Raw genomic sequence first — 1790 nt, forward strand, 5'->3', positions numbered from 1 at the left:
GAGGCTGTTGCGTTTTTGAGCGACCCGCCGGTGATGATCTTGGTGTGGGGTTGTGGTGGCGGGAGAATCCTGGTGTGGCTAGGGGTTTTCGTCCGGTGGATCGTGATCAGCAGTTCTTGGTGCCGGTGAGTATGCGGGACTGGCTCCCGGAAGGGCATCTGGTGTGGTTCGTGCTGGACATGGTCGCCCAGCTGGATCTGGATACGTTTCGCGCCCGGCACCGTCTTGGCGGTGCCGGGCGCGAGGCGTATGACCCGGGCATGTTGCTGGCGTTGCTGATCTATGGCTATGCGGTGGGGGAACGGTCGTCGCGGCAGATCGAGCGGTTGTGCTCGGTGGATGTGGCGTTCCGGGTGATCTGCGCGCAGGACACGCCTGATCACACCACGATCGCCCGGTTCCGCACAGCGCATGCGGACCTGTTCGAGCAGGTGTTCGCGCAGGTCCTGGGGTTGTGTGCCCGGGCGGGGATGGGCCGGTTGGGCACGGTCGCGATCGACGGGACGAAGATCGCCGCGAACGCCTCGATCGACGCCAATCACCGTGAGGGCTGGTTCCGGGAGCAGGCCCGGAAGATCGCTGCGGAGGCCGAGGCGGCCGACGCCGCGGAGGACGCCGAGTTCGGCCCGGGCAACCGGGGTGACGAGTTGCCCGCCGAGCTGGCGGACCCGAAGACTCGGGCGGAGCGGATCCGCCGGTGCCTGGCCGAGTTGGAGGCCGAGCAGGCCGAACGGGACGCCGCCGCGGCCGGGGACGCGGCGAAGGCCGAGCAGTATCTGGCGCGGCTGGAGGATCAGCGGGTGACCGGCCGGGCCCCGGGCGGGGTCGATCCGGTCGCGGCGGCGCAGGCCCGGCTGGCCCGTGAGATGACCGCCCGCCAGGCCGAGATCGACGCCTACGCCGCCGCGGTCGCCGCCGCGGGGGCGGAGGGCTCCCGGCTGCCCCGGGGACGGCGGGTCGCCGATCCGCTCGGTGGGAAACGGGTGAAGAAGGCCCTGGCCGGGCTGGAACGAGCCCTGCGCACAGCCGCCACCCAGGACACCAAGACCGGCAAGGACACCACGACCGCCTCCGCTGGCAGCGACGCGGACCGCGCGGTGATCCGGCGGAATGTGACCGATCCGGACTCGCGGATCCTGCCCACCCGGGGCGGCTGGATCCAGGGCTACAACGCCCAGCTCGCGGTGACAGGGGACTGGCTGATCCTGGCGGTGCTGCTGACCAACAACCCCAGCGACTGCGCTGCGCTGATACCGATGCTCAACCGCACCCAGCAGGCCGCCGAGTTGGTGAACGGCGAGCGGGACACCCCGCAGGAGCTGGGCACCGTGCTGGCCGATGCGGGGTATTGCAGCGAGGACAACCTGACCACGCCCGGCCCGGACCGGTTGATCGCCACCGGGAAAGCACACCAGATCGCGGTGACGGCCCGCACCGACCCGGCCAGCGGCCCACCACCCGAGGACGCCACCCCGGCCGAGGCGATGCGACACCGGCTGCGCACCCCCGACGGCGCCGCGCTCTACAAGAAACGCGCAGCTACCGTCGAGCCTGTCAACGGGCACCTCAAGGACCGGGTCGGGCTGCGCCGGTTCAGCATGCGCGGACTTGACGCCTGCCACGGCGAGCTCAACCTCGCCGCACTGACACACAACCTGCGCCGCATGTTCACCCACACCCACACCACCACCCAGACAACGTGATGGGCAGGGCCCGCGGCCCCGCCCAACCATCACAACCCCCCAACCACAACCGCCACCAACCAGCCAAACCGAAAACGCAACAGCCTC

1 protein-coding gene is annotated in these 1790 nt (G+C 70.3%); it reads left to right on the plus strand.

The window, feature by feature from the left end; all coding sequences use genetic code 11:
- Window positions 1-131 precede the first annotated feature (131 nt).
- A complete protein-coding gene (locus D5S19_RS03200) occupies window positions 132-1703 on the plus strand; it encodes a transposase (RefSeq protein WP_233573686.1) in 1572 nt (523 codons plus the stop codon).
- Window positions 1704-1790: the final 87 nt, after the last annotated feature.

Source organism: Amycolatopsis panacis, from assembly GCF_003600245.1.
Classification (GTDB): domain Bacteria; phylum Actinomycetota; class Actinomycetes; order Mycobacteriales; family Pseudonocardiaceae; genus Amycolatopsis; species Amycolatopsis sulphurea.